Raw genomic sequence first — 24,002 nt, 5'->3', positions numbered from 1 at the left:
CGTCGTCAGGCGAGCTCGGCGCCGCGGCGTTCCGGGATGAGGAACCACATGGCGACGATGTCGAGGACGTAGAGCGCGGCGAGGAGGGCGATCGCCATCTGGAAGCCATGGGTGGCGGCGATGGTGCCGACGACGACCGGACCGAAGCCGCCGACGCCGCGGCCGATGTTGAACAGCACGTTCTGGGCCGTAGCCCGTGCGGCCGTCGGGAACAGCTCGCTGATCAGCGCCCCGTAGCCGCCGAGCATGCCGTTGACGAAGAAGCCCATGACCGCGCCCGCGATCAGGAGCTCGAACGGGTCGGTCAGCCGCGAATAGACCACGACCATGACGGCGGCGCCGACCATGTAGCCGAAGAAGGTGGGGCGCCGGCCGATCCTGTCCGCGATATGGCCGAAGGCGAAGATGCCGAGCGCCATGCCGGCGATGGTCACGGCGGTCCACACCGCGGACTGCGTCAGGGCGAAACCGAACCGCGTCGAGAGGTAGTTCGGCAGCCAGATCATCACGCCGTAGTAGCCGAAGTTCTGGACGGAGCAGAGGATCACCATGCCGAGGCTGAGCTTGGCGGTGTCGCGATCCTTGACCAGCAGCCGCAGCGCCGATTCGCGCGGCTTGTCCTTGGAGCGGGCCACGAAAACCTCGGGCTCGTGCAGGGAGTGCCGGATGAAATAGGCCGCCAGCGCCGGCAGGATGCCGATGGCGAACATGCCGCGCCAGCCGATCGCCGGCAGCAGCAGCGGCGTGGCGATCGCCGCCGCCAGCACGCCCGCCTGCCAGCCGAGGCCGACATAGGAGGAGGCGCGGGCGCGCTTGGAGGCCGGCCAGGCCTCGGCGACGAGCGCCATGCCGATGCCGAACTCGCCTCCCAGCCCGAGGCCGGCGATGGTCCGGTAGAGCAGCAGGTCCCAATAGCCCTGCGCCAGGGCGCACAGGCCGGTGAAGACGGCGAACAGGACGATGGTCCAGGTCAGGACCCGCACACGGCCGATGCGATCGGAGAGCATGCCGAAGCCGATGCCGCCGAGCACGGCCCCGACCAGCGTCGCGGTGACCAGCGAGGCGGCCTGGCCCGGGCTGAGATGGAGCTCCGCCGAGATCGCCTTCAGCATGAAGCCGAGGATCAGCAGGTCGAAGCCGTCCATCGCATAGCCGATCGCGGCCCCCCACACGGCCTTGCGCGCCTTGCCGTCGACGGCGGCGGGGGAGGCGATGGCGATCGGATCGAGGGTTGCTTGGTGGTCGCTCACGGTGTCGGTCCCCTGACTGCTGTTTTTTGGTCTGCCGCGGAAACGCCGAAACATCGGCGCGCCCCGGCACACCGCCCTCCGGTTTCCGCAAGGTGGTCAAAGTTTGGGTCTGGACCCGTCCTCTCCGGGCGCTTGACCGCGCCGCTTGGCGGCCGACGCGCGAGGTCCGGCCGCGAGAAGCCTGCCCGCCGACGGAGCGTCCGCAGCGGCCATCCGGCATCCTGAGCACAGCCTTGTCTCAATTGCAATATCAAATCTCAATTTTGCGACAAACTTGTCGCCGGGCCACGCGCCCATCGACCGCAAGCGCAGGGAGAGGCCACGGCAGCTTCGAGGGGTCAGGCGAGCTGGGGCACCTGCTTCCGGGGCGCGATGGCCGAGCGGTCGAGCGCCGCGCGCAGCATCGCGGCCGCCTCGCTGCCCTTCAGCGCGCGGCGCCACAGGTCGTCGGCGATCTCCTCGTAGAGCCGCACGGGCTGCTCGTCCGCCGTCAGCATGGCAATACCCGACCTGATGTTCGGCAGCTCTCCGCCGAGGCGGAAGGGGCTGAGCCCGAGCAGCGTCTTCTCCGCCATGCGGAACAGCTGGAAGGTGATGTTCGGCAGCGCTTCCTCGATCAGGCCGATCTGCACGCCCATGGGCTCGCTCTCGATCAGGCCGATCAGGTGCTCCACCTCCACGCGCGCCGCCAGACGCCGCCGGCCGAGCTCGGCCGCGGGCAGGTCGAAGCGGCCGACGACGCCGAGCTTGAGCCAGCGTTCGATCTCGAGGAGGTTGACGAAATTGACGACGCTCAGCCTGCGCCGCCTGCGGGCCATCTTGCGATCGTCGAGGATCGCGATGATCGCGTCGATTTCCTCGATCGCCTCACGGCCCTCGACATGCGGGGGAAGCGCTTCGACCAGGGTCTGCCGCAGATGGGCGGAGTAGCTGTCCGAGGTCAGCAGATAGGATAGCGGCGGAAAATGCGCGACGACCTGGTCCGCCTGCTCCTCGACCTGCCGCATCCGCTCGAAATAGCTCACCGGGCTGGAATAATATTCGACGCCGGCGCCGAGCAGCGAGGCGACGGTCGTTTCGAGCAGGACAGCCAGACGCTCCAGGGTCTCGATCTTGACGACCCCGCCACCCTCGATCCGGTAGACCGCGGCCCGGGAGATCCCGAGTCTTTCGGCGACATCCTCGGCCAGCAGGCCTCGTCCGAGGCGATAGGCCTTCAGCCGCTCACCGATTTCGTCAAATCGGATCATCAAGATTTCCCAGAGACGTGCCGAATCCCGAACCTTGCATGAGATACAGCGCTTTCGCCCCGGCGCGAACCTGTCTCGCGGAGGCTTGGTGTCCACGCCCAGACCCAGGCCTGCGCCGGCCCGCTAGCAGCGATGGAACGATGGCCGTCCGGTCACGGGGTCGCGATCCGCGCGGTGCACGCAGTCTCCCTGCCGCTCGCGCAGGATCTCAGAGGATGCGAGCAGCCCGGCGACGCCCAATGCCATGAGCAGGAGCAGCAGCTTCAGCACGGCCCGCAATACGGCGAACCAGCCGGATCGGCTCGCCTCGACGCGGGAATCGGAGCGAGCTTCACCGCTCGCCTCGAGCCGGCGCGGCGCTCTCATGTTCGCAGGGCCGGATCGAGAAGGCCCATCGCAGGGGACATCGACGGGACCATCACGCAGCGGGAAGCCGGGCGACGCATCGCGCCCCATGCAGGGCTTGCGGGACCGCGGCGGAAAGGAGCGGCTGCGGCCTGCATCGCGGTCGCTGCGGCGGAGGCGCATTCATTCCGATCCTTTATGTGGGAATAATACCCACATAAAGGATCGGCCAGATATCCGCAAGCACATCGTGGGATTGTATCCCACGCGAAATGCCGGTAGTGCATCGTCATGACGGAAGCCGCACCGGGCCCGACCGCCGAGAAGCTGTATCCGCCGCTTGCGCGCCTGCTGCGCCCGCTCGTGCGGTTGTGCATCCGCGCCGGAATGACCTTTCCGGCTCTCAGCCAGCTTCTCCGAGAGCTCTACGTCAACGTCGCCGAACATGATTTCGCCCTGCCCGGCAAGGAGCAGACGGACAGTCGCGTCAGCCTGCTGACCGGCATCCACCGCAAGGAGGTGAGCCGCCTGCGCGGAGCGGGCGCGCCCGTCAACACGGTGCCGGCCTCGGTTTCGCGCACGGGTGCGATCATCGCGCGCTGGCTGGCCGCTCCGCGCTTCTGCGACGCTCAGGGCACGCCTCTACCCTTGCCGCGCACCGCCGACGACGGGCGCCCCTCCTTCGAGGAACTCGTCGCCTCCGTCACGCGCGACCTGCGCCCGCGCGCCGTCCTCGACGAGTGGATCGACCGCGGCATCGCCTCCCTCGATGCCGAGGACCGGATCGTGCTGGCCGAGGCCGCCTTCATCCCGCAGCAGGGCGACGACGACAAGCTGTACTATTTCGGCCGCAACCTGCACGACCATCTCGCCGCCGCCGCCGCCAACGTGCTGAACGCCCCGCCACCCTTCCTGGAGCGTTCCGTCCATTACGACGGGCTTTCCGCCGAGCTGGCCCGGCATCTGGAGGCGCGCTCGCGCGAGCTGGCGCTGGACCTGCTGCAGCGGATCAATCGCGAGGCCAACGCCGCCAGCGCGGCCGATCCGGGCGGCGAGCATCGCTGGAACTGCGGCTTCTACGTCTTCCGCGAGCGGTCGGGCCAAGCCGACGACGGCGGCCCGGCGTGAGTCCGCCTCCTGCCCTGACCCGCCGGGGCGTCCTGGCCTCGCTCGGCATGGCCGCCGTGTCGCCGCGGCACGCCATCGCCGCGCCGGAACGGCCGCGCGACGTCGGCATCGGTGGTACCGGCGCCGCACCGGAGGGGCAGGACGGCACCGATCGCGGTATTGGCGGCACCGGCTTCGTCGGAACGATCCAGCGCTTCGGCAGCATCGTCGTGAACGACCGGCGCATCGCCTACGGCCCCGATGTCCCCGTCACGATCGACGGGTTGCTGCGCAGTGCGCGCGACCTGCGCGTCGGTCACGTCGTCCGCGTCGTCGCCATCCCCGCATCCACGGGGCTCGTGACGCGGGCGATCCGCGTCGACAGCGAGGTCGCAGGACCCGTCACCGCGGTCGGGCCCGGTCGGCTCGAGATCCTCGGGCAGCGCGTACTGACGGCCAGGAGCGGGCAGCGGCGCGCATGGCATCCGGGCGAGCACGTCGCCGTCAGCGGCCTGCGCCGGCTGGACGGCGCGATCGACGCCAGCCTGATCGAGCCGCGGAAACCCGGGCGGATGCACGTCTACGGCGTTCTCGAGCAGGACGAGGACGGGTTCTGGATCGGCGACCTCAAATTGCTCCGGGCAGAGCGCGCCCTCCTCGGCCGCCGCGTGCTGGCCACCGGCCTGTTGCGGCGCGGTGGATTCGATCCGGCGCAGATCGAGGACGCGCCCGCCCTGCCGCCCGCCGGCTCGGTTTCGATCGAAAGCTATGTCAGGGCCCGCGACGGGCGGCTGCTGCTCGGCTCCGGGCTCTCGCTGCGCAGCGACGCTTTCGACGGCTTGCCGGCCTGGGCCGATGTCCGGGCCGTCCTGGACGGACGCCTCGGACCCGACGGCGCGCTCCGCATCGACAGCATTCGCCTGGCGCGCGGCGATGGCGGCGGCGACGGGCCTTCTCCCGATTCTGCCGGGCCGCACGGCCCCGGCCCGCAAGGCTTTGGATCTCACGCCGGACCTGGCGGCTTCGGGCCGGGAGGCTTCGGCCATGGCCCCGCCGGCGGCTCGGGCAGCGCCACGCCGGGACCAGGCGGCGCAGCTGGCGGTGGCCCCGGCGGCGGGCCCGGCGGTGGCCCCGGGGGGCCAGGTGGCGGCCCCGGCGGCGGGCCGGGAGGAGCGGGCAGCGGCGGGCCGGGCCGCTGAAGCATCACTCAGACCCGAAGCGGAAACCGACGACCGCGCGCGCTTTGCACATCCGGTTCACCGTCCCGCCCCGGAGCCGGGTTCACGCCGATGCCCGGCTCCGCGATGCGCCGTCCGGCGCTCCCGCGACCGCCGCCGCTGCCTCGGCAATGCTGCGCACGACGAAATCCGCCTCCGGCATCGGCCCCGGCCCGGCCGCGGGTTCCGGGCTGTCAGGATCGCGCCAGATGACGAGGCCGACCCGGGCCTGCGGCCACTGCCGCTTCAGGCGCCTGATCAGGAAGCGCCCGCTGCGGATCGACGCCGCGTTCAGAAGGCAGACGGCGATGGCGTCGACATCGGAGGCACGCTCGGCTCTCGCCGCGCCAAGCGACGTTCGCGCAACCGCGGTGGCGCGATGCCCGTCCGCAGCGAGGGCATGGGCGAGCATCGTCGCGCTGACGTCGTCGATCGCACTCCGCCCCCCGACGCAGAGGAGGGATTTCGCCGACGTGGCCGGGGCCTCGTCGTCCCCGGTGTCGTCCGCGGGCTCGATATCGTCGGAGAGATTGGCGACCACGGTGCGTGCCGCCGAGGCAAGCGTGCCGAGCTGGTCGTCGGCCATGACGCCGCGCTGCCGGTCCCGCTCCGCCAGGATCAGCGCCGGGATGGCGACATCGCCATAGACCTCGGACAGGGTCCGCTCTTCCAGCAATTCCTCGAGCTGGTCCGTGGCTTCGTTCGGGTCGTTGGCGAGCAGCCTCTGGTAGAGCCGCATCTCCGGGTCGAGAACGGGCTCGCTGCCGAGCAGCACCTCGAAGAACTGGAACTGCGGCACATGCTTGCCGAGCACGACGAGGCAAACCGTGAGCGGCGTCGACATCACCAGCCCGACCGGGCCCCACAGCCAGGTCCAGAAGATCGCCGAGACGATGATGGCCAGGGGCGACAATCCGGTCCGGGAGCCGTAGAGCCAGGGCTCGACCACATTGTTGATCACCAGTTCCATGACCAGGAACAGCGCGCCGACCCACAGGAGCAGGGTCCAGCCCGGCGACACGGCCACGGCGAGGAACAGCGGCAGGACCATCGAGACGGCCGGGCCGATATAGGGCACGAAGCGCATCACGATGGCGAGCGCCCCCCACAGCGCGGCATTGGGGATGCCGATCCACCACAGGCCGAGTGCGACCGGCACGCCATAGGTCGCGTTCACCACCAGCTGCATCAGCAGGTACTGGCCGACCCGGCTTCCCGCCTCCTGCAGGGCCTCGGTCGTCCGGTGCAGGTCGCTGTAGCCGACGAGGCGGATGAAGCGGTCGCGCAGATCCTCCCGCTCCAGCAGCATGAAGATGACGACCACGATCACGAGACCGGCCGTCGCGAGCGGGCCGATCAGCGGCGAGATCATGCTGGTCAGGATCTGGATCGGCTGCTCGGGCGAATAGATCTGCACCAGCAGGGGGTGGCTGCTGCCGCCATCGGGCGCGCCGGGGACGGAGTCGCCGCTGACGCCGATCTCACGGCCGACGCGCTCGACCGCCTCGGTGATCTGGGCAATGACGCCGTGGCCGGCGCCGACGTCCTTGAGATTGCGGACCTTCTCGAGGATGTTGGACTGGTACGTCGGCAACTGTCCCGAAAGCTCGGAAAGCTGGCTGACCACGAGGAAGCTGAACGCCGCGATACCGATGAAGGCGGCCGTCACGACGGCGATCACCGCCGGCGTCCGCCAGATGCCGGCGCGCCGGATGATCGAGACCAGCGGCGCCAGTGCGAAGGTCAGCAGCACCGCGACCGCGAGCGGAATGAACACCTCCCGCGCGACGTAGAGCACCGCCACGACGCCGAGCAGGGCGACGATCTGCGGCCAATTGGCCGGCAACCCGCCATGGCCCGCCGCCGGCCCGTCAGCAGCCGAATGTCCGGGCGACTCGGCACGCATCGTCTTGTCTGGATCCATCGCAGCCCCCGCCTCGCCGCCATGCATAACGCGCCCCGCCGCGCTTTGATCCGCTGCGTCAGCGGCGCTGGAGCAGCGCGAGCGTCAGGGGATCGTCCTCGCCGCTGAAAAAACGGTCGAGCACGGCGCGATGGATGTTGTCGGCGCCGGCATCGGCGCGGTCGAACAACGTCATCGACGAGCGCAGCTTGATGTCGTCCGGCGAGCCGAAGATCGCCTGCGCGCTCCGGTCCCGATGCGCGAGAACGGCCCGCGTGCAAGCTGCGAGCCGGGCTCCGAGGAGCGGATGGGCCAGATAGGCGCGCGCTTCGTCGAGCGAGGCGAGCCCGTAGAACAGCGAGGTCTGCGACAGGCCGAGCCCGCGCAGCTGCGGGAAGACGAACCACATCCAATGGGTTCGCTTCCGCCCGGCCTCCAGCTCGGCCAGGGCGCTGTCGTAGATCCCCTCCTGCGCCGCTGTGAAGCGCTCCAGATCGAAATCGTCGGCCATCCCTGCCTCCCACCCGGCCCGCGGCCGGACATGCGAAATCGAAACCGGCGATGCGCCAGGCCGGCTCCCCCAGGCCGGCAGGATCGGCTAAGCCCGTCCCCTCGTCACCCCGGAGCGGAACCATGGCCCCACGCGCGCGCGACCTCGACCTCTCCTGCGGCATCATGCGCCCCGGCCCGCTCAATGCCGTCACCGATGTTCCCGGCGTGATGCTCGGCCACAGCAGCTTGCGCCAAGGCGATCTTCATACCGGCTTCACGGCTCTGCTGCCGCATGGCGGGAACCTGTTCCGGCGGAAGGTTCGCGCCGCGGTCGACGTCATCAACGGCTTCGGCAAGAGCGCCGGGCTGATGCAGCTCGCCGAGCTCGGCCAGATCGAGACGCCGATCCTGCTCGGCAACACGCTCGCAGTCGGCATGGGCTTCGACGCGCTGGTGACGCGCGCGCTTGCCGCCAATTCCGACATCGGTCGTGAGACCGGCACGGTCAACCCCATCGTGCTCGAATGCAATGACGGCTATCTTTCCGACATCCGCGCCCGCGCGCTGACGCAGGAGCATGCCTTCGCCGCCCTCGACGCGGCGGCCTCGGGCACCGTCGCGGAAGGCGCGGTCGGCGCCGGCACCGGCATGAGCGCCTTCGGCTTCAAGGGCGGCATCGGCACGGCCTCGCGGCGCTTCGATCTCGACCGCACCGAGCATATCCTTGGCGTACTGGCGCTAGCCAATTTCGGCAATGCCGGCGATCTCGTCCTGCCCGATGGCCGCCGCCCGGTTCCACCGGAAGCCAGGCCGCAAGCCGAGCGCGGCTCGGTGATCCTGGTCATCGCGACGGATGTGCCGCTGGAATCGCGCCAGTTGCAGCGCGTGGCGCGGCGCGGCGGCGCCGGCCTCGCCCGGCTCGGCGCCTTCTGGGGCAATGGCAGCGGCGACATCGCCGTCGCCTTCACCACGGCCGACACGATCGACCACGATCAGCCGAACGATCTGGTCCCGCTGCGCGCGCTCAACGAGAACCGCATCGACACTCTCTTCCGCGCCGCCGCCGAGGCGACGCAAGAGGCGGTGCTCAACGCGATGATCGCCGCGCCCGCCACGACCGGCCGGGACGGACATCACCGCCCGTCGCTGGGGGATTGGCTTAGGGCGAACGCGAGCTGAAGCGATGCGGGCCGCTCAGGCCCACTCGCCCTTGCGGAACACCGGTACGCGGCGGCCATCGGCGTGAACACCGTCGATGTCGACCTCGCCCGAGCCGATCATCCAGTCGATATGGATCAGGCTCTTGTTGCCGCCCTGCGCCGCGATCTGCTCCGGCGTCAGGCTCGCGCCGTCGACGAAGCATTTCGAATAGCACTGGCCGAGCGCGATGTGGCACGACGCGTTCTCGTCGAAGAGCGTGTTGTAGAACAGGATGCCGCTCTTCGAGATCGGCGAGGAGTTCGGCACCAGCGCGACCTCGCCGAGGCGGCGCGCGCCCTCGTCGGTATCGAGCACCTTGTTCAGCACGGCTTCGCCGCGCGAGGCCTTGGCCTCGACGATCCGCCCGCCCTCGAAGCGCACCTGGATCTGGTCGATCAGCGAGCCCTGGTAGGAGAGCGGCTTGGTGCTGGAAACGTGCCCCTCGACCCGGCGTGCATGCGGCGTGGTGAAAACCTCCTCGGTCGGGATATTCGGGTTGCAGACGATACCGTTCTTGGCCGGCGAGGCGCCGCCCTGCCAGTCGTGGCCGTCGGCGAGGCCCACCGTCAGGTCGGTGCCCGGCCCGGTGAAATGCAACGAGGCGAAGCGCTGGCCGTTCAGCCAGTCGCGCCGCGCCCGCAGCGCCGCATTATGCGCGGCCCAGGCCGCGACCGGATCGGCCTGATCGATGCGTGAGGCCGAGAAGATCGCCTCCGCCAGCTTGCCGACAGCGACCTCCTCGGCATCATCCGGGAAGACCTGCTTCGCCCAGGCCGCGCTCGGATAGGCCAGGATGTTCCAGTTGATGTCGAAGCCTGCGATCTTCTCAAGCGCGGGTTGATAGGCCAGCGAATTCGCCTTGCTGGCGCGGCCGACCTTGGCCGGGTCCTCGTTCGCCAGCAGCATCGGGTTGTCGCCGACGATGGCGAGACGCGCGGTATTGGCGGAGAAGGCCTCGGCCACGCCCTTGTAGAGCCAGGCCGGCGCCTTGTCGAAGCTCGCATCCGCGGCGTAGCGGTACCGCGCTAGCGTCATCTCCTCGTCGGAGAACATCGGCGTGACGATCCCGGCGCCGGCCCTGTAGGCATGCTCCGCGATGCGCCGGACCAGCGGCAGTGCCGCCAGCGGCGCGGTCAGGAACAGGTCCTGCCCCGGCTGCAGGTTCAGGCCGACGCGGATCGCGACCTCGGCCAGCCTGTCGAGCCTGGCGGGATCGATGGCAGGAGAATGCTGAACTTGCGGACGCTGGTGAACAGTCATGGCACTCGACCTGTCGGATTCGGGATTGCCGCCATTGCTGGCCCAAATCGCAGCCGGGTCAACCACCGCGACGGCAGGACGGCCATCCGATGGTGGTGAGCAAGGCGCTTCCCGTCATTGCGAGGAGCGAAGCGACGAAGCAATCCAGGCGACCGGGAGAGGCCATTCAGCCCAGTCCCCTGGATTGCTTCGCCTGCGCTCGCGATGACGGACGGGTGCTGCGCCGACCGCTTTCCTATTTCGCCTCCTCCACCTTCGGCATCCGCTTGAGCTTGCTCGCCCGCAGCAGGTGGCTGCGCATCAACGCCGAGGCGACCTCGTTCTCGCCCGCCTCCAGATGGTCGAGCATGCCGAGATGCTCGGTGCAGTTCACCCGCACGCGCTCCAGCCCCTGGTCCCAGTCATAGTTCGACAGGCGCCTGAGCTGGTTCTGGCGGCGCATCGCCGAATGAAAGAAGCGGTTTCCGGTGGCAGCGGCCAGGCCCTCGTGGAAATCGGCGTTCATCTCGTAGAAGGCGATGCTCGACGATTCCCGCCACGGCCGCTGCAGCGCCTCGAGATGCCGCGTCCGCATCTCCGCGATCCATGCGGGATCGAGCCTGAATCCCGGCTCGAGCATCGCCATCGGCTCGATCAGCAGGCGGAATCGATAGCTCTCGTCGCGCAGGCGCTGGTCGCGCGGCTCGTGCAGGAAACGCCAGCCATAGCCCGGCTTGCGTTCGACCATGTCGAGATCGGCGAGGCGGGCAAGCAGCTTCTGCGCCTCGGGCCGGCCGAGCTCGTAGCGCCGCATCACCTCGAGTTCCGAGACCTCGTCGGGCAGCAGGCCGTTCTCGCGTTCATGCGCGAGCCGGACCATGGCGAGGTCGATCTCCTCCGGCGGCAGCGCGCCGTCGCCGGCGGCCGGCAGCTTCAGGATCTCGATGCCCTTGTTGAGATGGCGCCTGACCACGCCCTGCTCGGCGAGGTGGTCGAGAGCGGCGCGCACCGGGGTCCGCGAGACGCCGAGACGCCGCGCCGTCGCATTCTCGTTCAGCCAGGCGCCGGCATCGAGCGCATCGTCCCTGACCAGTTGCAGGATGCGCCCCGCGATCTCCTGCTGCAGCCGCGTCGGAATGGACATCGGAAAGCCTTGATTGTTTTAGTTCTCGATGAAATACATTAGCGATCACCGTCACGCCAGCATACCGGAAAGATGCCCGCCATGGTCCAGCCCTGCCCCTTCGTCGATGTCTCGGGCTCGCCCTATCAACGCGGCCGCCAGCACGGCGCGGCTGTGCCGAGCCGTGTGAAGCGCTCGATCGAGCTCTATGGCGGCCAGCTCGGCGATCTCGGCTACGACGCCAAGGCCAAATCCGCCCTGATCGGCGAGTTCGCCGGCGAGATCGAAGCTTTCGGCGCGCATTACATCGAGGAGATGCGCGGCATCGCCGACGGCGCCGGGGTGGCGCTCGAAGACATCATCATGGTCAATGCCCGCACCGAGGTCATCGCCAAGGCGCGGATGATCAAGAACAGGCCGGTCGAGGCGACGGAAGAGCTCGACGACGGCTGCACCGGCGCGATCATCCTGCCCGAGCGCAGCGCCGACGGGGAAGTCATCCACGGCCAGAACTGGGACTGGCGGGCCGAATGCGCGGAGACCGCGATCGTGCTGCGCGTGCGCCGCGACGACGGCCCGGACTTTCTGACCTTCGTCGAGGCCGGCGGGCTTGCCCGCTGCGGCATGAACGCGGCGGGCGTCTCGATCACTGCCAACTATCTCGAATGCGACCGCGACTTCACCCAGAGCGGCGTGCCGCTCGCGCTGATCCGCCGCAAGGTGCTGGAGCAGGAGCATCTCGCCTTCGCGATCAAGGCCGTGGCGGCGACGCCCAAGGCCTGCTCCAACAACATGATGCTCTCGACGGTGAAGGGCTTCGGCATCGACTTCGAATGCGCCCCCGACGAGGCCTTCCCGATCTATCCGCAGGACGGGATGATCGTGCACGCCAATCACTGGGTCGGCCAGGTTGCGCTGGGAAAGGTCAAGAATACCAGCATCCCGCGCGTGCCGGAAAGCTTCTACCGCGACTGGCGCGTGAAGAAGCTGCTCGACGAGGCCGGCCGCAAGCTGACCGTCGACAACCTCAAGCAGGCGCTCTTCGACGATTTCCTGACGCCGTACTCGGTCTGCCGTCCGGCCCGCCCGAACGAGCAGGGCAACCTCTCCGCGACGGTCGCGATGGTCGTCATGCAACCCGCCAAGGGGATCATGGAGGTGGCGCCGCTGCCGGCCCAGAACCGTGTCTTCACCCGCTACAGCCTGACCGAGGATCCCGTGCTGCTCGCCGAAGCGGCTGAATAATCAGATCCGGGTCCCGCGTCACAACCGAACAAGAACAGGGGAACATGATGCGCCGAACCATGACCGCTCTCGCTGCCGCACTGCTGTGCGGCGGCCTGGTCCAAGCCGCGGAGGCGAGCACGCTGAAGATCCAGCTGCGCGCCGACATCCGCTCGATCAACCCCGGCGTCAATCGCGACGCCAATACCGACGGCGTCGTTCTACAGATGGTCGAAGGCCTGGTCGCCTATGGCGAGGACGCCCTGCCGAAGCCGCTGCTGGCCGAGACGATCGACACCTCGGCGGACGGCAAGACCTATACCTTCCACCTGCGCCAGGGCGTCAAGTTTCACAACGGCGCCCCGCTGACCTCCGCCGACGTGCTGTGGAGCTGGCAGCGCTACATGGACCCGAAGACCGACTGGCGCTGCCTTTCGGAATTCGATGGACGCGGCCAGGTCAAGGTGGAGAAGGTCTCGGCGCCCGACGACAGGACCGTGGTGTTCCAGCTCGACAAGCCGAGCGCGCTCTTCCTGTCCTCGCTCGCCCGCACCGACTGCGCCATGACCGGCATCCTGCACCGGGATTCCGTCAAGGCGGACGGCTCCTTCGACAAGCCGATCGGCACCGGTCCGTTCAAGTTCGCGGAATGGAAACGCGGCGAGTACATCCGGCTGGAGCGCTTTGCCGACTATGCCGCGCTTCCCGGCAAGATCGACGGGCTGGCCGGCGCCAAGAAGCCCCTGGTCGACGAAGTGCGTTTCGTCGTCATTCCCGACAACTCCACGGCAAAGGCCGCATTGCTCGGCGGCGATATCGACATCGTCCCCGATATCGCCAACAGCGACATCGCCGAGCTGAAGAAGAACGACAAGGTCAGGACCTCCGTCGTCAGCAGCATGGGCCTGGTCGGGCTGATCATCCAGACGCGCGATCCCCTGCTCCAGAACGTCAAGCTGCGCCGGGCGATCGCGGCCGCGATCGATTCGACCGAACTCGTCGCCGCCGTCACCGACGGCATCGGCAAGCCGAACAACTCGATCGTGCCGGCCCTTTCCGCCTATTACGGCCCCGTGCAGAAGCAAGGCTGGACATACGATCCGGCCGCCGCGAAGAAGCTCGTCGCCGAAGCCGGCTACAAGGGCGAGAAGATCGTGATGCTCGCCAACAAGCGCTATCCCGAGAGTTTCGACGCCGCCGTCGTCGCCCAGCAGATGCTGCAGGCGGTCGGTCTCAATGTCGAGATCGAGGTGCTGGAATGGGCGACGCAGCTCGACCGCTACAGCAAGGGCAACTACCAGATGCAGGCCTTCCCCTATTCGGGCCGCATGGACCCGGCGCTGAGCTATGACTCGATGACCGGCCCCAAGGACAGGCAGCCGCGCAAGCTCTGGGACAATCCGGAGGTTCAGGCCCTGCTCGACAAGGCGATGGTCGTGAACGACCGGCCCCGGCGCCAGGCGATCTTCGACGAGCTGCACAAGCGCTTCCTCGCCGAAGTGCCGATGGTGATGCTCTACAACGGCATTGTCGGCGGCGCGATGAGCACCAAGACCCAGGGCTATGTCTCGACCGTGATGTCGCTGCCGCGGGCCTGGGAAGTCTCGCTCGACAAGTGACGGCACCCGCCGGCGCGAGGCTGCTCAATCCGGCTCGACCGGGGGCGAAGCGGGGTCGCCCTTGGCGACATGCGCCGCGACCAGCGCCGCTAGCCCGGCCGCATCGCGCGCCCTGAGGGCCGCCATCATCGCGTGATGCTCGCGGTCGCTGCGCAGCAGCGCCTCGTGCGAGCTCCAGACCGTGATCCGAGACCCCCGGCCGCGATCGCGCAGGGCCCAGATCGTTTCCTGCAGCACGGCATTGCCGCAGAAGGAGTACATCAGCTGATGGAAGGCCCGGTTGATCTCGCTCTGCTCGGTGCGGCTGCCCGTCAGCACCGCGCTGGAGAAGTGGGCCGCCAGCTCGTCGAGCCGTGCGATCGCCGCCGCGTCGATGCGGGCGGCGGCCGCTTCGGCGGCGGCCGTCTCGAGCATCACGCGGACCGCGAGGATCTCGCCATAGGTCTTCAGGTCGATCTCGGCGACGCGATAGCCCCGGTTCGGAACATGCTCGATCGTCTTGCGCACCGCCAGCTCGTCGAGCGCGCTGCGCACGTCGAAGCGGGTCGCCTGGAAACGCTCCTCGAGGTCGATCTGGCGCAGCCACTCGCCCGGGCGGAACAGGCGCAGCCGGATCGCCTCGGCGATCTCGTTGGCGAGGACGGCCCTCCGCGTGCCGGTCTTACGTTTCCGCTCGGATGTCATGGAAGGCTCTCTAGCAGGAATCCGCAGCCGCGACAGAAGACGGTTGCGGCCCCAACCATAACATGCAACATAATTGGCGCCAATAATTTCGCCACAGGAGACGAGCCGTGAGCGCCGTGCCAGACCAGACCGGCAAGCCGGAAGACGAAGCGGCAGCGCGCGGCAGGGCCCTTTACGAATACGGTCCGACCTCGATCTACGCGGCCCGGCACGATCCCCGTTTCCCTTATTGCCTTTATGTGCCGCCCGGCCTGGGTAAGACCGGTGAACAGCCGGAGCTGATCGTCGCGATGCACGGTACCGGCCGCGGCTTCACCGGCTACCGCGACGCCTTCTCGGCCTTCGCCCGCTGGAACAACTGCATCATCCTGGCGCCGCTCTTCCCGATCGGCGTGATGGGCGACGGCAATCGCGACGGCTTCAAGTACATGCGCGAGGGCGACCTCCGCTACGACGAGGTGCTGCTCGCCATCGTCGAGGAGGTGTGCGAGCGCTACGGGATCGCCTTCGACCGCTTCGGCCTGTTCGGCTATTCGGGCGGCGGCCATTTCGCCCATCGCTTCCTGCTGCTCCAGCCGCATCGGCTCTGGGGCGTCTCGATCGGCGCGCCGGGCTCGGTCACGCTGCTCGACCCCAGCCGCGACTGGTGGGTCGGCACGCGCGACTTCGCCGCGCGCTTCGGCCAGGAGCTCGACATCCCGGCGATGCGCCAGGTGGCGGTGCAGATGGTCGTCGGCGCCGCCGATCTCGAGACCTGGGAAATCACCCACAAGCCCGGCGGCCGCAACTGGATGCCGGACGCCAACCATGCCGGCGCCACCCGCCCCGAGCGGCTGGCGGCGCTGCGCGATTCCTTCGAGCAGAACGGCATCTCCGTCCGTTTCGACCTTGTGCCGAACACGCCGCATGACGGCCTCAAGGTCGTGCCGACGGTGGAGGATTTCTTCGCCGCCGAGATCGCCAAGCGGCGCCTCGCCCGCAAGGCCGCCTGACCCGACAACGACAACAGGGGAACTGAACCGATGAACCGCTTGCTCGTCTCCGCCTTCGCGCTGGCCCTTTCGGCCGGCGCCCTGCACGCCCAGACGCTGACGGCCGTGCTGAATGCCGACATCCGCTCGACCAATCCGGGCGTGAACCGCGACGGCAACACCGATGCCGTGGTGCAGCACATGGTCGAGGGGCTCGTCGGCTATGCCGAGGACGGTTCCGTCGGCCCGCTGCTGGCCAAGAGCGTCGACGTCTCGCCGGACGGCAAGACCTACACCTTCCATCTGCGCAAGGGCGTGAAGTTCCACAACGGCGCCACCATGAGCTCGGCCGACGTGCTGTGGAGCTGGAACCGCTACATGGACCCGAAGACCGACTGGCGCTGCCGGTCCGACCTCGACGGGCGCAACGGCCTCAAGGTCGTCTCCGCCACCGCCCCCGACACCGGCACCTTCGTCATGGAGATCAACGAGCCGAACGGGCTCTTCCTCGACACGCTCGCCCGCAACGACTGCGGCGGCACGGCGGTGCTCCACAAGGATTCGGTGAAGGCCGACGGCAGCTGGGACAAGCCGATCGGAACCGGCCCCTTCAAGCTCGGCGAATGGAAGCGCGGCCAGTCGATCGAGCTCCTGGCCTTCGACCAGTACGTCTCCCCCAAGACCGACAAGCGCGACGGGCTGATCGGCCTCAAGCGTCCGCTGGTCAAGGAAGCGCGCTTCATGGTCATTCCGGATGCCGCGACGGTGAAGGCCGGCCTGCTGTCGGGCTCGCTCGACCTGGCGCTGGTGCCGGAATCGGACGTGCCCGACCTGAAGAACGCGCCGAACCTCGCATTGGCGATCGCGCCCAATCCCGTCCGGCACGGCCTGATCATCCAGACCCGCGATCCGGTGATGAAGAACCAGGCGCTGCGCCAGGCGATCGCCGCGGCGATCGACTTCCCCGAGCTCGTCGCCAACGTCTCGAACGGCCTCGGCAAGCCCAACAACTCGCCGATCTACATGACCTCGAAATACTTCGGCGAGGCTGAGAAGCAGGGCTTCAAATACGACCCCGCCGCGGCCAAGGCGCTGCTCCAGAAGGCGGGCTACAAGGGTGAGAAGATCACGATTCTCGCCAACAAGCGCTCCAGCGTGCCGAGCTTCAACACGGCCGTCATCGCCCAGGCGATGATGCAGGCGGTCGGGATCAACGCCGAGATCGAGGTGCTGGAATGGGCGACGCAGCTCGACCGCTACAACAAGGGCAACTACCAGATGCAGGCCTTCTCCTACTCGGCCCGCTTCGACCCCGCCCTCGGCTTCGAGCAGATCTCCGGCCCGAAGGACAAGCAGCCGCGCAAGATCTGGGAAGATCCGGAGGCGCTGGCCCTGATCCAGAAGGCGATGGTCGTCACCGACACGGCCGAGCGCCAGAAGATCTTCGACGAGCTGCACAAGCGCTTCATCGAGCAGGTGCCGACGATCTTCACCCATAACGATCTCGACATCATCGCCCACAACAAGCGCGTGACCGGCGTCAAGCCCTGGGCCTCGCAGCTGCAGCTCTGGGAAGTCAGCGTCGCCAAGTAAGGCGGCCGCCGGAAACATGGGCCGGGGAGGGCTGGAATGTTTCGCTTCGCCTTGACGCGGATCGCGATGGCGTTGCCGACGCTGCTGATCGTGGCGGTCTCGGTCTTCGTCCTGATCCGCCTCATCCCCGGCGATCCGGCCCAGCTCATGCTGGGCGACCTCGCCACCCCCGCGAGCCTGGCCGATCTCAGGACCCGGCTCGGGCTCGACCAGAGCCTGCCGGTTCAGTTCGGCATCTGGTTCGGCAACGTGCTGCACGGCGATTTCGGCCAGTCGATCTCGTCGCAGCAGGCGGTGCTGCCGCTGATCCTGCAGCGCTTCCTGGTGAGCGCGCAGATCGTGCTGGTGGCGGTCGTGCTGGCGAGCCTCTTCGCGGTCCCGGCCGGGGTCATCGCCGCCTGGCGGCAGGATTCGGCCCTGGATATCGGGCTCGTCGGCGCCGCGACCCTGCTGCTCTCGATCCCGACCTTCTGGCTCGGCCTGCTGCTGCTGCTCTTCTTCGGCCTCAAGCTCGGCTGGCTGCCGGTCGTCGGCTACGTCTCGATCGCGGACGACTGGAAGGCGGGGCTGCTCTATCTCGTCATGCCGATCATGACGCTCTTCCTGCACGAAATGGGCGTGGTGCTGCGCATGGCGCGGGCCTCGACGCTCGAGGTGCTGCGCCTCGACTACATCACCCACGCCCGGGCCAAGGGCCTGAGCGAATCCGCGGTGCTCTGGCGCCATGCCTTCAAGAACGCCTTCGGCCCGACCTGGACGCTGATCGGCTTGGTGCTCGGCAACCTGCTCGGCGGCATCGCGGTGGTCGAGACGGTCTTCACCATCCCCGGATTGGGCCGGCTGCTGGTCGATGCGATCTTCGCCCGCGACTATCCGGTCATCCAGGGCTGCATGCTCTTCGTCGCCTTCACCTACGTGCTGGTGAACCTGGTCATCGACCTTTGCTATCCGATCTTCGATCCAAGGGTCGCTGCAGAATGAACGGTCACGGCCGCATGAAGCTCCCCGCCCCCAACGCGCTCGTCGGCGGCACGCTGATCGCCATCCTGCTCGCCACCGCCGGGACCGGCGCGCTCTGGACGCCCTACGACCCGCTGAAGCTCTCCTTCCGCGAGAAGCTCGTCGCGCCCGGCGCCCTGCACTGGCTCGGCACCGACGAGTTCGGCCGCGACGTGCTCTCGCGCCTGATGGCGGGTGCGGCGACCTCGGTCTGGATCAGCATCCTCACGGTCACGCTGGCGGTGGTGATGGGCACCACGATCGGCCTGTTCTCCGGCTATATGCGCGGCTGGACCGACCGCATCATCATGGCCTTCAACGACGCGCTGCTCGCCTTTCCCGGCATCCTGCTGGCGCTCGGCCTGCTCGCCGTGCTCGGCGCCAACAAATACGGCATCATCGTCGCGCTCGGCATCGCCTATACGCCCTCGGTCGCCCGCGTCGTGCGCGGCACCGTGCTGTCGCTGCGCGAGCGCGAGTTCATCGCCGCCTCCCGCGTGATGGGCAACGGCGAGGGCTTCACCATGCTCCGCCACATCCTGCCGAACTGCATCGCGCCGCTGACCGTGCTGGCGACCTCGATGTTCGGCTATGTGCTGCTGGCGGAGAGCGCGCTCTCCTTCCTGGGACTCGGCGTTCCCCCGCCGGCCCCGACCTGGGGCAACATGCTCGCGGGCTCGCGGCCCTATATCGACCAGGCCGTCTGGCTCGGCATCTTCCCGGGCCTGTGCATCTCGCTGACCCTGCTCGGCATCAACCTGCTCGGCGACGCGCTGCGCGACAAGCTCGACCCGCGGATGAGGGGCGCTCGATGAGCACCAAAGCGTTTTCAAGCGAAGTGGGCACCGGTTCGCGTGAAGAAAACGCGTCGAACAAGGCCACCGCACCCCTCCTCGACGTCGCCGATCTCACGTTGAAGCTCGGCGCCAGCGGCCGCACCCTGGTCAACGCCGTCTCCTTCCAGGTCTTCCCCGGCGAGATCGTCGGTATCGTCGGCGAATCCGGCTCGGGCAAGACGCTGGCCGCGCGGGCGGTGATGGGCTTCATCCCGCCGGCCGTCCGGCTGACGGGCGGGACGATCCGCTTCGAGGGCCAGGACGTGATGGCGATGTCGGGCAAGGACCTGCGCGCCATGCGCGGCTCCCGCGTCGGCATGGTCTTCCAGGAGCCGATGACCTCGCTCAACCCCTCGATGCTGATCGGCCGCCAGCTCGACGAAGGGCTCGAGTTGCACCGCAAGCTCGACTCAGGCCAGCGCAAGGCGCTGGTCCTCGACATGCTCCGACGCGTCGGCATCCGCGATCCCGAGGGCGCGCTCGAATCCTATCCGCATCAGTTCTCCGGCGGCATGCGCCAGCGCATCATGCTCGCTTCCGTGATGCTGCTGAAGCCCGCTTTGCTGCTCGCCGACGAGCCGACTACCGCGCTCGACGCCGTGGTCCAGCGCGACGTCATGGAGCTGATGGTCGAACTGACCCAGGCCAACGACACCGCCGTGCTGCTGATCTCGCATGATCTCGGCATGGTCGCGCGCTACTGCAGCCGCATCGTCGTGATGTGTCAGGGCGACGTCGTCGAGCAGGGCACGGCCGAGGACATTCTCGCGCGGCCGCAGCATCCCTATACCCGCAAGCTGCTGGCGGCGATGCCGCAGCGCCTGCCGGCGCGCTTCCTGCCGGAGGGCGGCACGCCGATCGTCGCGGTGCGCGATCTCGTCGTCGACTATCCCGGCCGCCAGGGCTTCTTTCGCAAGAGCGCGCCCAAGCGGGCGCTGCACGGCGTCAGCATCGATGTGAAACCCGGGGAGGTCGTCGCGGTCGTCGGCGGCTCGGGCTCGGGCAAGACCACGCTGGGCCAGTCGATCGCGGGTCTCGTCAGGCCGGCCGGCGGCGAAATCCTGTTCAACGGCAAGCCGATCGCGAAGAGCGACACGGCCTATTGGGACTACCGCCTCAACTGCCAGATGGTCTTCCAGGACCCCTATTCCTCGCTCGATCCGCGCATGACGATTCAGCAGCTCGTCGGCGAGCCGCTGCGGCTGGTCGAGGCGATGAGCGCCGCGCAGAAGAAGGCCCGCGTCGCCGAGGTGCTGACCGAGGTGGGTTTGGGCGACGGCTTCGGCCAACGCTACCCGCACGAGCTTTCGGGCGGCCAGCGCCAGCGCGTCGCCATCGCCCGCGCCATCGTGCGGCGGCCGAGCTTCGTCATCGCCGACGAGCCGGTCTCGGCGCTCGACGTGACGGTAAGGGCGCAGGTGCTGGAACTCTTCGACGAGCTGCAGAAGAAGCACGGCTTCTCCTGCCTGTTCATCAGCCACGACCTCGGCGTGGTCGAGCAGGTCGCCGACCGCGTCATCGTCATGCATGAGGGCCGCATCGTCGAGGAAGGCCCGCGCGACGCCATCTTCGACGATCCGCAGCACGACTATACCCGGAAGCTGCTCTCCGCCGTCCCCGGCCTTGAAAGCACCGGCGACGGCGGCGTCAGGCTGTTCTGGCGCAGGGGCGAAGGCGAGGCCTCGGCCTGAGGCGTCACGCTCGGAATTGATCTGGGCGTTCGCGGCTGGCGAAGGCCCCGCGCCGTCTCATCCGGTGATTCCCGGATCGCCGCCGAAGCGACGCCCGGGAATCACGGCGCATCCGGGCAATCAGCCCTTGCGCTGCTTGACGCCGACCAGCTCGTCCCATTTGCGGAAGGCCACGACCATCTTGTCGGGCTTCAGCGGCAGCTCGATCGGGTTGTTGGCGATGAGGTCGGCATATTCCGGCCGCCCGAACTCCGCGATGACCTCCTGGCTGCGCTTCGGCGCCAGCGAGAGCGGCACGTTCTTCACCGCCGGGCCGGGGTAGAGATAGCCCTCGTCGTAGGAATAGGCCTGCATCTTGGGCTGCAGCACATGCGCCATGATGTCGAGCACGACGGCGAGCCGGTCGTTCGGCAGCCCCTTCGGCACGCACATGAAGAAGGCGTCCGAGACCCAGTGGAAGCCTTTCAGCGTCTGGATCTTGGCTTCCTTCGGCACGATGCCGAGCGCGCGCGGATTGATGTCCCAGCCCGTGGTCGAGATGATGATGTCGCGCGAACCGTCGCCGAGCTCCTTCATCGTGGCACCGGTGCCGGCTGGATAGTACTCGATGTACTGGCCGAGCTCCTGCAGATAGGCCCAGGTCTTGTCCCAGCCCCCGACCGGGTCCTGCGGATCCTTGTCGCCGAGCAGGTAGGGCAGCCCCATCATGAAGGTCCGCCCCGGCCCCGAATTGGTCGGGCGCGCATACATGAACCTGTTGGGGTGGGCCTTGGCCCAGGCCAGCAGCTCCTCCGCGCTGGTCGGCGCCTGCTTGACCCGGTCGGGCATGTATTCGAGCAGAGGGCCGGACGGATAGTAGTTCATCACCACGCCGAAGCCGGCGCCCTGGACCTTGTGCAGATTGAGCGCCGCCGGCTCGTAGTTCTCGTCGATCTTCGGGAACTTGTCGGCGAAGTCGGGCAGGATCTTGAGCCAGAGATTCTGGTCGAGGCCGGCGGCGAGGCCGTCGCTGCCGGTCAGGACGAGGTCGAGATCCGAGCGGCCGGCATCCTGCTGCGCCTTGATCTTGCCAGCCAGCTCCGGCGCCGGCGCCTTCACATAGGTGATGCGCGAGACGAGCTTGGGATTGGCGCTGCGATAATCGTCGAACGCCTGCTGCATCAGCGCCAGCGCACCGCCGACGTCGATGATGTTGATCGCGACCGGCGCGGACGGCAAAGGCGGCGAGGCGGCGAAGGCGCCGCTCGCCCCAGTGGCCAGGGCGCCGAGGCCTCCCAGCACCGCGCGGCGGTCGATGCCCTTCAAGTATTCCGTCATGGTTCTCCCCTTTCTTGCTTCGGTGGTGATGTCTTCAGGCCGCCGTCGGCGCGGCGATGTCGCAGGTGATGTCGCCGATCCGCACGCGCATGACGCGCTGCTCCGGCGACCATTCGATCTCGCTCGGCGGCAGGGTGATGCCGGCCCTGGCCAGCGCATCGGCGATGCAGGCCAGCGCATGGGCCGAGGCCATGGCGACCGCTTGCTCCGGCGTCGCGATGCCCCAGGCGACGACGTTGCGCACGGCTTCGTCGAGCTTCAGTGCGGAGCCCGCCAGCGAGACGCCGCCGGGCTGGCGCACCGAGCCGTCGGCGGCCAGATCGACCGGCATGCCGGCGAAGCTGTAGCGCCCGGGCGCCGCACCGGCCGCGACCACCGCGTCGGTCACCAGGATCGAGCGTTCGAGGCCCTTGGCGCGGATCAAGCTCTTCAGAGCCTTCGGATGGGTATGGATGCCGTCGGCGATGAAGCCCGCCATCAGCCGGTCCTCGGCGAGCTGCGCGAAAAGCGGGTTGACCAGCTTGTGCATCTGCTGCGGCAGGCCGTTGCCGAGATGGGTCGACAGCGTCGCGCCCGCATCCGCCGCGGCGGCGACGGTTTCGAAATCGGCCGCCGCATGGCCGATCGCGACGACCTTGCCCAAACGCGACAGTGCCGCGGCCAGCGCGATGCCGCCTTCCACCTCCGGCGCCAGCGTCACCATCAGGATCGGCCGCGCGAGCTTCCGCTCCAGCCCCACGACCAGATCGGGATTCGCCGCCGTCATGGCCTCGGGCGGATGGCAGCCGGCATAGCCCGGCGCCGGATTGAGGAACGGCCCTTCGAGGTGGTAGCCCGGGCACATCAGCGGGCCGAGTCGGCTGTCGCCGACGGCCCGGTCGAGCGCGGCGAACCGCGTCTCCAGCTCCTGCGGATGCGCGGTGATGAGCGTCGGCAGGCAGGTGGTGACGCCGGTCGCCAGCATCGCCTCCAGTGCCCGGTCGAGTTCGGACGCGGTGATCGTCCCGGAGTTGAAGTCGACCCCGGCGAAGCCGTTGACCTGCAGATCGACGAGGCCGGGCGTGCGCATGCTCAGCTCTTCCGGTCGAGCAGCGCCGCGGCCGCCGGATCGATGAACAGCACCGTGCGCGGATGCGTCTGAAGGATCGAGGCCGGGCTGAGATTGCTGACCGGCCCTTCGAGCGCCGCCTTCGCCGCCTCGGCCTTCCGCGAATCCGAGACCGAGAGCACGATCAGCTCACTCTTCAGGATCTGGCGGATGCTCATCGAGATCGCCTGCTGCGGCACGGCGTCGAAGCTCGGGAACCAGCCCTCGCCGAACTGCTGTTGCCGGCAGGCATCGTCGAGGGTCACGACGAGATAGGGCTCCCCGGTCTCGAAATCGGCCGGCGGATCGTTGAAGGCGAGGTGGCAGTTTTCTCCGATGCCGGCGAAGCAGACGCAGATGCGCCGGCCGGCGATCTGCCGGTTGAGCTGCTTCACCGCGGCCGCCGCATCGCCCTCGCCATCGACCGGAACGAAGGTCGGCGTGTTCTTCAGCGGCGCCAGGAAGCGCTCGCGCAGATAGCGCCTGAAGCTCGCCGGGTGGCTCTCGGGCAGGCCGACATACTCGTCGAGATGGAAGGCGGTGACTTTCGACCAGTCGATACCCTCCGCCTCGACCAGATGCGCCAGCATCTCGAACTGGCTCGCGCCGGTCGCGACGATGATCGAGGCCGCCCCGTCGCGCGCGATCGCCTCGCGGATGGCCTGCGCCCCCAGCGCCGCCGCCTGCCGGCCGAGGACGTCCTTATCGGCGGCGACATGCATCTCGATCATCGATTTTTGAACCTTTTACGCTAGGAATTTTCCGATATTCTGGGATGGAGCTTCACGAAGGTTTCGTCCAAACGCAATGATTAATTTTGAACGCAACCGTTCCAAAACAGCGCCGCGATCGGAG

21 protein-coding genes are annotated in these 24,002 nt (G+C 68.2%); 10 read left to right on the top strand and 11 right to left on the bottom strand.

Going from position 1 to position 24,002, the window contains the following annotated elements; all coding sequences use genetic code 11:
• Nucleotides 1–5 precede the first annotated feature (5 nt).
• The 3 genes from BGO20_RS09900 to BGO20_RS09890 all read right to left on the bottom strand — a co-directional run bounded on the left by BGO20_RS09900 (nucleotide 6) and on the right by BGO20_RS09890 (nucleotide 2,866).
• Nucleotides 6–1,250 carry an MFS transporter gene (locus tag BGO20_RS09900; RefSeq protein WP_291659806.1) on the bottom strand — a complete coding sequence of 415 codons (1,245 nt, stop codon included), beginning with the start codon at nucleotides 1,248–1,250 and terminating at the stop codon, nucleotides 6–8.
• A 338-nt stretch (nucleotides 1,251–1,588) separates the two neighbouring features.
• On the bottom strand, nucleotides 1,589–2,500 hold the full coding sequence (locus tag BGO20_RS09895; RefSeq protein WP_291659808.1) for a helix-turn-helix domain-containing protein: 912 nt from the start codon (nucleotides 2,498–2,500) through the stop codon (nucleotides 1,589–1,591).
• Nucleotides 2,501–2,623: 123 nt separating this feature from the next.
• Entirely contained in the window at nucleotides 2,624–2,866 is a 243-nt protein-coding gene (locus BGO20_RS09890; RefSeq protein ID WP_291659809.1) for a hypothetical protein, read from the bottom strand.
• 270 nt (nucleotides 2,867–3,136) lie between these two features.
• Between BGO20_RS09890 and BGO20_RS09885 the strand changes: the two genes are divergently transcribed.
• Together BGO20_RS09885 and BGO20_RS09880 are read left to right on the top strand one after the other, a co-directional pair.
• A complete protein-coding gene (locus BGO20_RS09885; protein WP_291659810.1) occupies nucleotides 3,137–3,973 on the top strand; it encodes a DUF6502 family protein in 837 nt (278 codons plus the stop codon).
• Complete coding sequence (locus BGO20_RS09880) at nucleotides 3,970–5,151, top strand: DUF5666 domain-containing protein (protein WP_291659811.1); 1,182 nt, start codon at nucleotides 3,970–3,972, stop codon at nucleotides 5,149–5,151. The genes BGO20_RS09885 and BGO20_RS09880 overlap by 4 nt, the downstream gene beginning before the upstream one ends.
• An 82-nt stretch (nucleotides 5,152–5,233) precedes the next feature.
• On the opposite strand, the gene BGO20_RS09875 is transcribed toward BGO20_RS09880, so the two are convergent.
• Together BGO20_RS09875 and BGO20_RS09870 are read right to left on the bottom strand one after the other, a co-directional pair.
• Nucleotides 5,234–7,093: an AI-2E family transporter gene (locus BGO20_RS09875; protein ID WP_291659812.1), complete on the bottom strand. Its 1,860-nt coding sequence runs from the start codon at nucleotides 7,091–7,093 to the stop codon at nucleotides 5,234–5,236.
• 58 nt (nucleotides 7,094–7,151) lie between these two features.
• Complete coding sequence (locus tag BGO20_RS09870; RefSeq protein WP_291659813.1) at nucleotides 7,152–7,583, bottom strand: DUF1810 domain-containing protein; 432 nt, start codon at nucleotides 7,581–7,583, stop codon at nucleotides 7,152–7,154.
• Nucleotides 7,584–7,705: 122 nt separating this feature from the next.
• Between BGO20_RS09870 and BGO20_RS09865 the strand changes: the two genes are divergently transcribed.
• On the top strand, nucleotides 7,706–8,743 hold the full coding sequence (locus BGO20_RS09865; RefSeq protein ID WP_291659814.1) for a DmpA family aminopeptidase: 1,038 nt from the start codon (nucleotides 7,706–7,708) through the stop codon (nucleotides 8,741–8,743).
• A 15-nt stretch (nucleotides 8,744–8,758) separates the two neighbouring features.
• Here the strand turns inward: BGO20_RS09865 and BGO20_RS09860 are convergent, their stop codons facing one another.
• Both BGO20_RS09860 and BGO20_RS09855 read right to left on the bottom strand, forming a co-directional pair.
• Complete coding sequence (locus BGO20_RS09860) at nucleotides 8,759–10,024, bottom strand: aminopeptidase (protein ID WP_291659816.1); 1,266 nt, start codon at nucleotides 10,022–10,024, stop codon at nucleotides 8,759–8,761.
• 235 nt (nucleotides 10,025–10,259) lie between these two features.
• Nucleotides 10,260–11,147, bottom strand: a complete 888-nt coding sequence (locus tag BGO20_RS09855; protein WP_291659817.1) for a GntR family transcriptional regulator — start codon at nucleotides 11,145–11,147, stop codon at nucleotides 10,260–10,262.
• Between the two features lie 81 nt (nucleotides 11,148–11,228).
• Between BGO20_RS09855 and BGO20_RS09850 the strand changes: the two genes are divergently transcribed.
• Together BGO20_RS09850 and BGO20_RS09845 are read left to right on the top strand one after the other, a co-directional pair.
• A complete protein-coding gene (locus BGO20_RS09850; RefSeq protein WP_291659819.1) occupies nucleotides 11,229–12,371 on the top strand; it encodes a C45 family autoproteolytic acyltransferase/hydolase in 1,143 nt (380 codons plus the stop codon).
• 59 nt (nucleotides 12,372–12,430) lie between these two features.
• Nucleotides 12,431–13,969: an ABC transporter substrate-binding protein gene (locus tag BGO20_RS09845; protein ID WP_291659821.1), complete on the top strand. Its 1,539-nt coding sequence runs from the start codon at nucleotides 12,431–12,433 to the stop codon at nucleotides 13,967–13,969.
• A gap of 24 nt (nucleotides 13,970–13,993) precedes the next feature.
• Here BGO20_RS09845 and BGO20_RS09840 read toward each other — a convergent pair whose 3' ends face one another.
• Nucleotides 13,994–14,653: a GntR family transcriptional regulator gene (locus BGO20_RS09840; protein WP_291659823.1), complete on the bottom strand. Its 660-nt coding sequence runs from the start codon at nucleotides 14,651–14,653 to the stop codon at nucleotides 13,994–13,996.
• Nucleotides 14,654–14,760: 107 nt separating this feature from the next.
• Between BGO20_RS09840 and BGO20_RS09835 the strand changes: the two genes are divergently transcribed.
• From BGO20_RS09835 to BGO20_RS09815, 5 genes are read left to right on the top strand one after another with little or no spacing between them, the layout of a single operon-like run.
• A complete protein-coding gene (locus BGO20_RS09835) occupies nucleotides 14,761–15,645 on the top strand; it encodes an alpha/beta hydrolase family protein (RefSeq protein ID WP_291659825.1) in 885 nt (294 codons plus the stop codon).
• 30 nt (nucleotides 15,646–15,675) lie between these two features.
• The gene (locus tag BGO20_RS09830) at nucleotides 15,676–17,217 is read left to right on the top strand and encodes an ABC transporter substrate-binding protein (protein ID WP_291659827.1); all 1,542 of its coding nucleotides are present in this window, start codon (nucleotides 15,676–15,678) and stop codon (nucleotides 17,215–17,217) included.
• Between the two features lie 36 nt (nucleotides 17,218–17,253).
• Nucleotides 17,254–18,198 carry an ABC transporter permease gene (locus BGO20_RS09825; protein WP_291659829.1) on the top strand — a complete coding sequence of 315 codons (945 nt, stop codon included), beginning with the start codon at nucleotides 17,254–17,256 and terminating at the stop codon, nucleotides 18,196–18,198.
• 14 nt (nucleotides 18,199–18,212) lie between these two features.
• On the top strand, nucleotides 18,213–19,031 hold the full coding sequence (locus tag BGO20_RS09820; protein WP_291659831.1) for an ABC transporter permease: 819 nt from the start codon (nucleotides 18,213–18,215) through the stop codon (nucleotides 19,029–19,031).
• Complete coding sequence (locus tag BGO20_RS09815) at nucleotides 19,028–20,743, top strand: ABC transporter ATP-binding protein (protein ID WP_291659833.1); 1,716 nt, start codon at nucleotides 19,028–19,030, stop codon at nucleotides 20,741–20,743. Before BGO20_RS09820 ends, BGO20_RS09815 begins: the two co-directional genes overlap by 4 nt.
• Before the next feature lie 120 nt (nucleotides 20,744–20,863).
• Here the strand turns inward: BGO20_RS09815 and BGO20_RS09810 are convergent, their stop codons facing one another.
• From BGO20_RS09810 to BGO20_RS09800, 3 genes are read right to left on the bottom strand one after another with little or no spacing between them, the layout of a single operon-like run.
• A complete protein-coding gene (locus BGO20_RS09810) occupies nucleotides 20,864–22,060 on the bottom strand; it encodes an extracellular solute-binding protein (RefSeq protein WP_291659834.1) in 1,197 nt (398 codons plus the stop codon).
• Between the two features lie 34 nt (nucleotides 22,061–22,094).
• Nucleotides 22,095–23,129, bottom strand: coding sequence for an N-acetylglucosamine-6-phosphate deacetylase (locus BGO20_RS09805; RefSeq protein WP_291659836.1), 1,035 nt, complete (start codon nucleotides 23,127–23,129; stop codon nucleotides 22,095–22,097).
• Nucleotides 23,130–23,131: 2 nt separating this feature from the next.
• Nucleotides 23,132–23,878, bottom strand: a complete 747-nt coding sequence (locus BGO20_RS09800) for a glucosamine-6-phosphate deaminase (RefSeq protein ID WP_291659838.1) — start codon at nucleotides 23,876–23,878, stop codon at nucleotides 23,132–23,134.
• Between the last annotated feature and the right edge of the window lie 124 nt (nucleotides 23,879–24,002).

Origin of the sequence: Allobosea sp. 67-29, assembly GCF_001898115.1 — a bacterium.
Classification (GTDB): domain Bacteria; phylum Pseudomonadota; class Alphaproteobacteria; order Rhizobiales; family Beijerinckiaceae; genus Allobosea.
The sequence above is the reverse complement of the archived record's forward strand: the minus strand, read 5'-3'. Positions and strand labels throughout refer to the sequence as shown.

Bases quoted from the DNA above. Each gene is read 5' to 3' on its own strand.
- BGO20_RS09895 (WP_291659808.1), bottom strand. From the start codon at position 2,500: ATGATCCGATTTGACGAAATCGGTGAGCGGCTGAAGGCCTATCGCCTC.
- BGO20_RS09890 (WP_291659809.1), bottom strand. From the start codon at position 2,866: ATGAGAGCGCCGCGCCGGCTCGAGGCGAGCGGTGAAGCTCGCTCCGAT.
- BGO20_RS09885 (WP_291659810.1), top strand. From the start codon at position 3,137: ATGACGGAAGCCGCACCGGGCCCGACCGCCGAGAAGCTGTATCCGCCG.
- BGO20_RS09875 (WP_291659812.1), bottom strand. From the start codon at position 7,093: ATGGATCCAGACAAGACGATGCGTGCCGAGTCGCCCGGACATTCGGCT.
- BGO20_RS09870 (WP_291659813.1), bottom strand. From the start codon at position 7,583: ATGGCCGACGATTTCGATCTGGAGCGCTTCACAGCGGCGCAGGAGGGG.
- BGO20_RS09865 (WP_291659814.1), top strand. From the start codon at position 7,706: ATGGCCCCACGCGCGCGCGACCTCGACCTCTCCTGCGGCATCATGCGC.
- BGO20_RS09860 (WP_291659816.1), bottom strand. From the start codon at position 10,024: ATGACTGTTCACCAGCGTCCGCAAGTTCAGCATTCTCCTGCCATCGAT.
- BGO20_RS09855 (WP_291659817.1), bottom strand. From the start codon at position 11,147: ATGTCCATTCCGACGCGGCTGCAGCAGGAGATCGCGGGGCGCATCCTG.
- BGO20_RS09850 (WP_291659819.1), top strand. From the start codon at position 11,229: ATGGTCCAGCCCTGCCCCTTCGTCGATGTCTCGGGCTCGCCCTATCAA.
- BGO20_RS09845 (WP_291659821.1), top strand. From the start codon at position 12,431: ATGACCGCTCTCGCTGCCGCACTGCTGTGCGGCGGCCTGGTCCAAGCC.
- BGO20_RS09840 (WP_291659823.1), bottom strand. From the start codon at position 14,653: ATGACATCCGAGCGGAAACGTAAGACCGGCACGCGGAGGGCCGTCCTC.
- BGO20_RS09830 (WP_291659827.1), top strand. From the start codon at position 15,676: ATGAACCGCTTGCTCGTCTCCGCCTTCGCGCTGGCCCTTTCGGCCGGC.
- BGO20_RS09825 (WP_291659829.1), top strand. From the start codon at position 17,254: ATGTTTCGCTTCGCCTTGACGCGGATCGCGATGGCGTTGCCGACGCTG.
- BGO20_RS09820 (WP_291659831.1), top strand. From the start codon at position 18,213: ATGAAGCTCCCCGCCCCCAACGCGCTCGTCGGCGGCACGCTGATCGCC.
- BGO20_RS09815 (WP_291659833.1), top strand. From the start codon at position 19,028: ATGAGCACCAAAGCGTTTTCAAGCGAAGTGGGCACCGGTTCGCGTGAA.
- BGO20_RS09810 (WP_291659834.1), bottom strand. From the start codon at position 22,060: ATGACGGAATACTTGAAGGGCATCGACCGCCGCGCGGTGCTGGGAGGC.
- BGO20_RS09805 (WP_291659836.1), bottom strand. From the start codon at position 23,129: ATGCGCACGCCCGGCCTCGTCGATCTGCAGGTCAACGGCTTCGCCGGG.
- BGO20_RS09800 (WP_291659838.1), bottom strand. From the start codon at position 23,878: ATGATCGAGATGCATGTCGCCGCCGATAAGGACGTCCTCGGCCGGCAG.